10 protein-coding genes are annotated in these 9754 nt (G+C 73.6%); 8 read left to right on the plus strand and 2 right to left on the minus strand.

Going from position 1 to position 9754, the window contains the following annotated elements:
* Window positions 1–13: 13 nt before the first annotated feature.
* Window positions 14–1342: a Gfo/Idh/MocA family protein gene (locus tag O7598_RS12010; RefSeq protein ID WP_269691407.1), complete on the minus strand. Its 1329-nt coding sequence runs from the start codon at window positions 1340–1342 to the stop codon at window positions 14–16.
* Between the two features lie 238 nt (window positions 1343–1580).
* On the opposite strand from O7598_RS12010, the gene O7598_RS12015 reads away from it, so the two are divergent.
* The 8 genes from O7598_RS12015 to O7598_RS12050 all read left to right on the plus strand — a co-directional run bounded on the left by O7598_RS12015 (window position 1581) and on the right by O7598_RS12050 (window position 8973).
* Complete coding sequence (locus tag O7598_RS12015; protein WP_269691408.1) at window positions 1581–2627, plus strand: LacI family DNA-binding transcriptional regulator; 1047 nt, start codon at window positions 1581–1583, stop codon at window positions 2625–2627.
* Between the two features lie 97 nt (window positions 2628–2724).
* Window positions 2725–4065: an ABC transporter substrate-binding protein gene (locus O7598_RS12020; RefSeq protein WP_269691409.1), complete on the plus strand. Its 1341-nt coding sequence runs from the start codon at window positions 2725–2727 to the stop codon at window positions 4063–4065.
* A gap of 29 nt (window positions 4066–4094) precedes the next feature.
* Window positions 4095–5075, plus strand: a complete 981-nt coding sequence (locus tag O7598_RS12025) for a carbohydrate ABC transporter permease (protein WP_269691410.1) — start codon at window positions 4095–4097, stop codon at window positions 5073–5075.
* Window positions 5072–5935 carry a carbohydrate ABC transporter permease gene (locus O7598_RS12030; protein ID WP_269691411.1) on the plus strand — a complete coding sequence of 288 codons (864 nt, stop codon included), beginning with the start codon at window positions 5072–5074 and terminating at the stop codon, window positions 5933–5935. Before O7598_RS12025 ends, O7598_RS12030 begins: the two co-directional genes overlap by 4 nt.
* Window positions 5932–6540, plus strand: coding sequence for a hypothetical protein (locus O7598_RS12035; RefSeq protein ID WP_269691412.1), 609 nt, complete (start codon window positions 5932–5934; stop codon window positions 6538–6540). Before O7598_RS12030 ends, O7598_RS12035 begins: the two co-directional genes overlap by 4 nt.
* Window positions 6537–7382: a PmoA family protein gene (locus tag O7598_RS12040; RefSeq protein ID WP_269691413.1), complete on the plus strand. Its 846-nt coding sequence runs from the start codon at window positions 6537–6539 to the stop codon at window positions 7380–7382. Before O7598_RS12035 ends, O7598_RS12040 begins: the two co-directional genes overlap by 4 nt.
* A complete protein-coding gene (locus tag O7598_RS12045; RefSeq protein WP_269691414.1) occupies window positions 7379–8362 on the plus strand; it encodes a sugar kinase in 984 nt (327 codons plus the stop codon). The genes O7598_RS12040 and O7598_RS12045 overlap by 4 nt, the downstream gene beginning before the upstream one ends.
* Window positions 8359–8973, plus strand: coding sequence for a bifunctional 4-hydroxy-2-oxoglutarate aldolase/2-dehydro-3-deoxy-phosphogluconate aldolase (locus O7598_RS12050; protein WP_269691415.1), 615 nt, complete (start codon window positions 8359–8361; stop codon window positions 8971–8973). Before O7598_RS12045 ends, O7598_RS12050 begins: the two co-directional genes overlap by 4 nt.
* Here the strand turns inward: O7598_RS12050 and O7598_RS12055 are convergent.
* The gene (locus O7598_RS12055) at window positions 8966–9730 is read right to left on the minus strand and encodes a hypothetical protein (protein WP_269691416.1); all 765 of its coding nucleotides are present in this window, start codon (window positions 9728–9730) and stop codon (window positions 8966–8968) included. The two genes, O7598_RS12050 and O7598_RS12055, sit on opposite strands and share 8 nt — an antisense overlap.
* Window positions 9731–9754: the final 24 nt, after the last annotated feature.

Consider the following 9754-nt stretch of genomic DNA (forward strand, 5'->3'; position numbering starts at 1 on the left):
GAGGGCTCCTCGGTCAGGGCAGGGTGAGCAGGTCGGCGACCCGGACGGGTGCGCCGGTCTCCAGCGAGCGGTTCGCGGCCAGGCCGGTGAGCAGCGCGAGCGCCCCGTCGTGGGCGGTGGCGGCGCGGCCCATCGGGTCGGTCTCGCCGCCGAGCAGCACCCGGGTCATCCGGGCGTCCGCGCCGCCGTGCCCGCGCCGGGTCCAGCCGTCCACTCCGATCTCCACCGGCGGCGCCCAGAACGGCCGCAGCGTGAGCCGGGCCGCGCCCCGCTCCACGGCCGCCTCGTCGCCGTGCAGCGCCGCGCCCTTGAGCGCGGACGCGCCGCCAGGGCTGACGTGGTCGCTCTCGGTGACCTCCAGTTCGAGGCGGCCCCGGCTGCCGTTGACCATCACCCGGTAGCCCTCCCAGGGGGCGTAGGCGGTGAGGTGGTAGGTCATGGTGGCGCCGGTGGAGTAGCGGGCCAGCACCGCGAGGTCGTCCTCGATGGTCACGCCGGGGGCGAAGACGTTGCGGTCGCGGTGGTAGCCGTCCTCGGCCTCCGCGTCGAGGTACAGCTCGCGCAGCCGAGGGTGCTCGGCCAGCCGCAGCGCGAACGGGTCGTCGGCGGCGGCGGGGGCGCCGTGTGCCCGGTCGTAGTCGCGGGCGTAGCCGTGCCGGCGGCCGTCCGCGCCGTAGAAGAACAGTCGTCCGGCCGCGTAGACCTCGACCGGCCGGGCGTCGAGCCACCAGTTGACCAGGTCGAAGTGGTGGCTGGCCTTGTGCACCAGCAGGCCGCCCGAGGTGGCCTTGTCACGGTGCCAGCGGCGGAAGTAGTCGGCGCCGTGGCGCACGTCGAGCAGCCACTCGAAGTGCACCGAGCCGATCTCGCCCACCGCGCCGTCGGCGAGCAGCCGCCGCAGCTGCTCGTGCAGCGGGTTGTAGCGGTAGTTGAACGCGACGGTGACCCGCCCGCCGGTCTCCTCGACCGCGTCCAGGATGCGCCGGCAGCGCTCCGCGTCGACGGTCATCGGCTTCTCGGTGACCACGTCGCAGCCGGCGCGCAGCGCGGCCACCACGTACTCGTCGTGGGTGACGTCGACGCTCGTCACCAGCACCACGTCGACGCGCTCCTGCGCCAGCATCCGAGTGAAGTCGGCGGCGGCGTAGGTGGGCACCGGCGGGTGGCCGAGGTCGGCCAGCCAGCGGTTGTGCGCGTCCATCCTCGTCCGGTTGACGTCGGCCAGGGCGACCAGCTCGGCGGTGTCGGCGTGGTCGAGCGCGAGCGCCCGGACGAACATCTCGGCGCGTGCCCCGGCGCCGACCAGGGCGTGGCGGACCCGTTTCCGGGCCGGTGGTGACATGACGTCGGCCTCCCGCAGTCCTGCAAAGGTTTGCAGCGAAGAAACCACGCCAGCTGACACGTCGTCAACGGTCGATGGACAACCCGTCCCATGAATCCACATTGGCGCGCTTTTATGCGCCCGTCAGGAGCGGTAACGCAATCGAGACGTAACAATGGACCGTTGACATGGGAGCAACCGTTTGCATTAATTGGCGGCACCCACGTGACCCCCACCACATCGGACGAGGGAGCCCACCGTGCCAGCCACCATCCGGGACGTCGCCCGGGCCTCCGGCGTGCACATCTCCACCGTCTCCCGCACGTTCTCGGCCCCGCACCTGGTCAACCCGGAGACCCGGGTCCGGGTGCTGGCCTGCGCGGAGGACCTCGGCTACCGGCCCAACCGGGCCGCCCGGGCCCTGATCACCGGCCGGACGCACAACATCGGCCTGATCGTGGCCGACATCGCCAACCCGTTCTTCCCGCCGCTGATCAAGGCGGCCGAGGGGCAGGCCCGGCACCGCGACTACCACGTGTTCGTGGCCGACACCAACGAGGACCCGCTCGCCGAGGAGGACCTGGTCCACGCGCTCGCCAAGCAGGTCGACGGCGTGCTGCTGTGCAGCCCCCGGATGAGCAACAGCCTGATCGAACAGGTCAGCCGTGAGGTCCCGGTGGTGGTGATAAACCGCCAGGTCGCCGGCCTGCCCTGCGTGATGATGGACGTCGGGCAGGGTGCGCGGTCCGCGATCGAGCACCTGCTCGGCCTCGGCCACCGGCGGATCGCGCTGCTCGGCGGCCCGCGCGGCTCCTGGACCAACCGGGAGATGCGCCGGGCCGCGGCGGCCGCCGCCCGGGCCGGCGGCGCCGACCTGACCGTGCTCGGGCCCAACCAACCCACCGAGACCGGCGGCGGCGCGACGGCCGAGGCGGTACGCCGCAGCGGCGTCACCGCCGTGCTCGCCTACAACGACCTGATGGCGCTCGGCCTGATCGAAGGGCTCGACGCGCTCGGGCTGCGGGTGCCGCGGGACGTCAGCGTGATCGGCGTCGACGACATCGCGCTGAGCCGGCTCACCCGCCCCAAGTTGACGACGGTGGCCACGCCTACCGCGGCCGCCGGCCGGACGGCCGTCGACATGCTGCTGCAACACGACTCCGACGCGCCGCGCGGCGCCCGGGGCCGGGGCGCGGCGGCCGGCGACCGTCGCACCACCGCACAGGTAATGCTCCAGACCGTACTGGTCGTCCGCGACTCGACCGGGCCCGTTCCCGAGCCCGGTCGAAACGGCGCCGGGGCCTGACGAGGTGGCCCGGGTCCGCATAGCGGTGCGGACCCGGGCGGCCCGTGGACGGCCACCGGTGACGTCGTCGCCTCCCACAGCCGAGGAGTGAGCGCAGATGCACCCCGCAACGCCCCCCACCGCCGGCGCACCCGCCGGGCGGAATCACCGTACCCTTCTGACCCGACGTCGATTCGTGCGCGGCCTGGCCGCGGTCGCGCTCGTCGCGCCGCTCGCCCTGGGCGCGGCCGGCTGCGGCGACGACGACGCCGGCGACGGCGGCCCGGTCAAGCTCTCCATCTTCTGGTGGGGCGGCGACGCGCGGGCCAAACTCACCGAGGACGCCCTGGCGCTCTACACCAAGAAGCACCCGGATGTGACGTTCGAGAAGACCTGGCAGGCCAACCAGGGCTACTTCGACAAGCTCGCCACGCTCACCGCCGGCGGCAACCCGCCCGACCTGTTCCAGATCGACGACAACTACCTGGCCGAGTACGCCGGCCGCAGCACCACCCTCGACCTGGGCAGCTACCGCGACTCCGGCAAGCTCGACGTGTCGAAGTTCCCCAAGAGCCTGCTGGAGTACGGCGTGGTCGACGGCAAGCTCGCCGGCGTGGCCGCCGGGGAGAACACCCAGGGGCTGGTCTACAACAAGACGCTGCTGGTCAAGAACGGGCTGCCGGAGCCGACCACCGGGATGAGCTGGGAGGAGCACATCGCCTGGGCCGAGCAGGTGGCGAAGAAGACGAGGGTGCCCGGCACCCAGGACCCCAGCGCCGACTACAAGGCGCTCTGGGTCTGGCTGCGCCAGCAGGGCAAGGACCTCTACGAGGGCAAGGAACTCGGCTTCACCGTCGAGGACGTGACGAAGTGGTTCGAGCTGTGGAAGGGCGCCCGCGACCGGGGCGCGACCCCGACCGCGGACGTCATCCACCAGGGCAACGCCACCGACATCACCAAGCAGCTCGTGGTCACCGGCAAGGCGGCCACCTCCTGGGTCTGGGCCAACCAGATGCCCGACCTGAAGAAGAACACCAAGGACGAATTGGGCGTGGTGGCGTACCCGGGCGACCCGAGCGCCCAGTGGGCCCGCGCCTCGATGTACTGGTCGGTGTTCAAGGGCAGCAAGCACCGCGACACCGCGGTCGACGTGATCAACTTTCTGAACAACGACCCGGAGGCGGTCGCGCTGCTCGGCACCGACCGGGGCCTGCCGTCCAACATGGACCTGCGGGCGAAGGTCAGTGAGACCGCCACCGACCCGGCCATGAAGCAGTCCATCCAGGTCGAGTCCGACCTGGCGCAGAAGTTCGGCCCGTCCCCACAGGTCCCGATCAAGGGCCACAGCAAGGTCAAGGCCGAGCTGACCAAGGCCGCCGAGAACGCCCAGTACGGCCGGGCCACCCCGGCGCAGGCGGCGGAGCAGTTCGTCACCGCCTGCAAAGCCGCGATCGCCTGACCCGACGACGAGAAGAAAGGAACCGGCCCGTGGCCCTCACCACGGCGCCCGGCCGGACCCCCCGGACCGGACCGGTCGGCCCCCGCCCCACGCGGCGCGGGGCCGGCCGGGCCCGGTACGGCGAGGGTCTGGCGGGGTACGTCTTCCTCTCGCCCTGGCTCATCGGACTGATGGGCATCACGGCGCTCCCGATGCTGCTCTCGCTCTGGCTGAGCTTCACCGACTACGACATCCTCACCCCGCTGTCCGAGGTGCGCTGGGTCGGGCTGGCCAACTACGAGCGGATGTTCACCGCCGACCCGTCGTACTGGCACGCGGTGCGCGTCACGCTGACGTTCGCGCTGGTCGCCGTGCCGCTGAAGCTGGCCGCCGCGCTCGGCGTGGCGTTGCTGCTCAACCGCACCTGGCGCGGCGTCGGGCTGTTCCGCGGCCTGTTCTACCTGCCGTCGCTGCTCGGCGGCAGCGTGGCGCTGGCCATCGTCTGGGTCAACATGTTCAACCGCGACGGCGCGTTCAACTCGTTCCTCGCCCTCTTCGGCGTCGAGGGGCTGCCCTGGGTCGCCGACCCGGACTGGGCCCTGCAGACGCTGATGGTGCTGGCGATCTGGCAGTTCGGCGCGCCCATGGTGATCTTCCTGGCCGGGCTCAAGCAGGTGCCCACCGAGCTGTACGAGGCGGCGGCCGTGGACGGCGCCGGCGCCTGGCGGCGGTTCCGGGCGGTCACCCTGCCCATGCTCTCCCCGGTGATCTTCTTCAACCTGGTGCTGGAGACCATCCACGGCTTCCAGGGCTTCACCGCCGCGTTCGTGCTCAGCAACGGCACCGGCGGCCCGGTCGACTCCACCCTGATGTACACGCTGAAGCTCTACATCTCCGGGTTCACCGATCTGGAGATGGGCTACGCCTCGGCGATGGCCTGGGTGTTCCTGCTCGCCATCGCGCTGGTCACCGCCGTGTTCTTCAGCACCGGCCGGTTCTGGGTGCACTACTCGGACGGAGACGACTCATGACGGCCCTAACCGCCCGCCGGCGGCCGGGCAACCGGCAGGCGCTGCGCCTGCTGGTGCTCGTGGCGATCGTGGCGGTGGTGCTCTACCCGTTGGTCTGGATGCTCGGCACCTCGGTCAAGTCGCAGGCCGAGATCGTCAACAACATCGGCCTGCTGCCGGAGGACTTCACCCCCGGCAACTACGTCGACGGCTGGACCAACTTCGACATCAGCTTCGGCCGGTTCTTCCTCAACAGCGCCATGGTCAGCCTGCTCACCGTGGTCGGCAACGCGGTGTCCTGCCTGCTGGCCGCGTACGCCCTCGGGCGGTTGCGGTTCCGGCTGCGCAAGGTGTGGTTCATCGTCATGATCGGCACCCTGCTGCTGCCCGGGCACGTGCTGATCGTCCCGCAGTACATCCTGTTCCGCAGCCTCGGCCTGGTCGGCGGCGACTGGCCGTACCTGCCGCTGCTCATCCCGCACTTCCTGGCCACCGAGGCGTTCTTCGTCTTCCTCATGGTGCAGTTCATGCGCGGCATCCCGCGCGAGCTGGACGAGGCCGCCAAGATCGACGGCGCCACCCCGTACGGCGTCTTCCGGCACGTGATCCTGCCGCTGAGCCGCCCCGCGCTGGTCACCACCGCGATCTTCTCGTTCATCTGGACCTGGAACGACTTCTTCCGGCAGCTGGTCTTCCTGTCCACCCTGGAGGACTACACCGTCCCGGTGGCGCTGACCCTGTTCATCGACTCGACCAGCCAGAGCGCGGTCGGCCCGATGTTCGCCATGTCGGTGCTGTCGCTGCTGCCGGTGTTCCTGTTCTTCCTCGCCTTCCAGCGGATGCTCGTCGAGGGCATCAACACCAGCGGGTTGAAGGGATGACCGCCGAGCGCCCCCGTCGGGACTGGCGGGACACCGTGGCCGAGGCGGCCGACCTGGCGCTGCTCGGCCTCGTCGTGGCGGTGGCCGCGCTGCCGCTGCTCACGCTCGCCCCGGCGGTCGCCACCGCCGCCGCCGCGCTGCACGACCGGGCGGTCACCGGGAGTTGGCCACCGGCCCGGACCAGCCTGGCCCGGTTCGGCCGGGCGCTGCCGGCGGGTGCGGCGGTCAGCGTCGTCGCGCTCGCCGTCGTCGCGCTGCTCGCCGCCGACCTGCTCGCGCTGGCCGGCGGCCGGGTGCCCGGCGGCAGGCCCGCGCTCGCGGTCACCGCCGTCGTGGTCGCGGCAGTGCTCGGGTACGCGGGCCTGGTCGCCGTCGCGGTCGGCCGCACCGGCGGCCGGGGCTGGCGGTCCGCCGCCCGGCACGCGGCCGGCACCTGCGCGCGGCACCCCGGCGTCTGGGCCGCCGCCGCCGGGACCTGTGCGCTGGCCACGCTGCTCGCCGCGCTGGTGACACCGGTGGCGGTGCCGATCCTCGGCGGGTACGCCCTGGCGGCCCTGCACGCGCTCGACGCCCGCCGCCGGTCTGCCGTGCCGGAGCCGTCATGACCGACGCGGAGCGGTTGACGGTGGCCGGCGTCGAGGTGGCCCGCTACGTCCTCCGGCCGGACCTGGACCCCCGGCACGGCCCTCGGCCCTACCTGCACCCGGTGCGGACCCGCGCCGGCGTCCCGGTCACCGACGCGCTCCCCGCCGACCACGTCTGGCACCTCGGCGCGTCGCTGGCCGTGCCGGACGTCGACGGCGCGAACCTCTGGGGCGGTCGCACCTACGTGCGCGGCAGCGGCTACACCTGGCGCGACGACCACGGCGTCATCGCCCACACCGCCTGGCGGGAACGGGCCGCCGACCGGCTCGACCACGACCTGCGGTGGCATGACCGGGACGGCCGGCCGCTGCTGCGCGAACGCCGTCGGCTCACCGCCGCCCCGGCCGGCGACGACGGGTGGTGGCTGACGCTGTCCAGCACGCTCGCGTCGGCCACCGGCGCCGACGTCCACCTGGGCAGCCCGGCCACCAACGGCCGCCCCGGCGGCGCCGGGTACGGCGGCTTCTTCTGGCGGGCGGTCGCCGACGCCGAACCCCACGTCTTCACCGGCGAGGCGACCGGCGAGGAGGCGGTCAACGGCTCGGCCGCGCCGTGGCTGGCGCTCACCGGCACCGCGCCCGGCGGCGGCGCGTACACATTGGTGTTCGGCGGCCTGGGTCCGCGCGACCGCTGGTTCGTCCGCACCGCCATGTACCCGGGCGTCTGCGTCGCGTACGCCTTCGACCGGCCGGCGGTGGTCGCCGCCGGCGTGCCCCGCCGCAACCGCCACCGGGTGCTCGTCGTCGACGGCCACCTCGACCCGGCGGCCGTCCCGGCCCGCCTCGCCGAGGCCCCCTCATGACCGGGCCGGAGGTCGCCTGCGTGGGGGAGACCATGGTGGTGCTCACCCCCGACGACGGCGGGCCGCTGCAACACGCCGCCCGGCTCCTGGTCGGGGTCGGCGGGGCCGAGTCGAACGTGGCGATGGGGCTGGCCCGGCTCGGGCACCGGGCCGCCTGGGTCAGCCGGGTCGGCGACGACCCGTTCGGCCGCCGGGTGGTCGCCGAGATCGCCGCCGCCGGGGTCGACGTCGACCTGGTCACCGTCGACCCGGAGGCGCCGACCGGCGTCTACCTCAAGGATCCCGGCCCGGCCGGCACCCGGGTCCACTACCACCGGGCCGGGTCGGCGGCGAGCCGCCTCGGCGCGGCGGACCTCGCCGACCCGCGGCTGGCCGGGGTGCGGCTGCTGCACCTGTCCGGGATCACCGCCGCGCTCTCCGACTCCTGCCGGGACCTGCTCGCGCACGCGCTGGCCGGACGGGCGGCACCGGGTGCCCGGCTCACCTTCGACGTGAACCACCGTCCGGCGCTCTGGCCCGCCGACCGGGCCGGGCCGGTGCTGCGGAACCTGGCCGACCGCGCCGACGTGGTGCTCGTCGGGCAGGACGAGGCCGACACGCTGTGGGGCGCCGCCGACCCGGTCGCCGTGCGCGACCTGCTGCCCGGGCCGGAACTGGTGGTGGTCAAGGACGGCGCGGTCGGCGCCACCGCGCTGGCGCGTACCGGGCCGGCGGTCTTCGTGCCGGCGCTGCCGGTGGACGTGGTGGAGCCGGTCGGCGCCGGGGACGCGTTCGCCGCCGGCTTCCTCGCCGGGCTGCTGCGCCGGGTCGACCTGCGATCCTGTCTGCGCCTGGGTCACCTCACCGCGGCGCCGGTGCTGGCCGCGTCGGGCGACAACGCGCCACCGCCGGACCCGGCGCGGATCGCCCGGGCGCTGGCGTTGAGCGACCGGGAGTGGGCGGCGCCGGCACGGCGCCACGACGGAGGGAGCGGCACATGACCGGGCACGACTTCGCACCGCTGTTCGGCGACGCGCGGGTGATGGTGATCCTGCGCGACCTGCCGCCGGAGGAGACGGTCCGGCTCGCGGAGCTGGCCTGGGACCTCGGCATCGACGTGGTGGAGGTGCCGATCCGTACGCCGGGCGCGGTGCCCGCGCTGCGCGCCGCCGCGACGGCCGGGCGGCGGCGGGACCGGCTCGTCGGCGCCGGCACCGTACGCACCCCGGCCCAGGTCCGCCAGGCGGTGAGCGCCGGCGCGGCGTTCACCGTCGCGCCCGGCCTGGACCTGGCGGTCGCCGACGCGGCGCACAGCTACGGCATCCCGCACCTGCCCGGCGTGGCCACCCCCACCGAGGCGCAGCATGCACTCGACCACGGCCTGGTCTGGCTCAAGGCGTTCCCGGCGGTCAGCCTCGGTCCGGCCTGGTTCCGGGCGGTCGCCGGGCCGCTGCCGGAGGCCCGGTTCGTGGCGACCGGCGGCATCGACGCCGGCAACGCGGGGGACTTCCTGGCCGCCGGCGTCCGGGTGGTGGCGGTCGGCTCGGCGCTCACCGACCCCGCCCAGCTCCCGCGCCTTGCCGAACTCGCCGGTGGCCGTCCGGTCAGGTGACCGTGCGGCCGGACGTGGTCGCCGTGGTGCGCACCGCCTTGACGATCGCCGGGATCGACCCGACCAGCAGCACCAGCGCCCAGATCAACGCCACCACGGCGAACACCACCGCGCCGAGGTCGTCGAGGATGCTGACCAGGATCACCGGCAGCAGGCCGTGCAGGAACTGGAGCACCACCGTGCACAGCAGCGTGGTCAGCGCCAGCAGCACCAGCCCCTTGTTGCGCGCGAAACGTGGCTGGGCGGCCAGCAGCAGCCCGCCCCAGACCAGCTTGAGCAGCAGCCCCAGCCCGAGCAGCACGGCCGCGTCGTCGACCGGGAAGAACCCCCACACCGCCAGGTAGGCGAGCGTGCCGAACGGCGGCGCCAGGAACAGCGACACCATCACGGTCAGCTCGACGAACGCGACGATCAGCAGGACCAGCGACACCAGCAGCAGCACGATCGAGAAGACCAGCGTGGCCACGCCCTGCACCCGGCCCTGCACCCGGTCGGGCAGCACCAGGCTCAGCGCGAACAGCCCGGTGGTCCAGAGCGCCACCACGTCGATCAGCGCCAGGTAACCGGTGCCCCGCCCGGACGGCTCGGCCACCGCGCCCACGTCGCCCAGCTCGACGCCGAGTTGCCCGGCGCTGCCGCGCAGCGCGGAGCCCGCGTCGCCGCCGCCGGTCAGCGCCGCCGCGCCCAGTTCCACGGCGACCACCAGCGCGATCGCGAACAACGCCAGCAGCAGGAACGGTTTCCGCAGCTCACCCATGTCGCGCCTCCGTGTCGGCGGGCC

Origin of the sequence: Micromonospora sp. WMMC241 (assembly GCF_027460165.1) — a bacterium.
In the GTDB taxonomy this organism is placed as follows: Bacteria; Actinomycetota; Actinomycetes; order Mycobacteriales; family Micromonosporaceae; genus Micromonospora; species Micromonospora humi.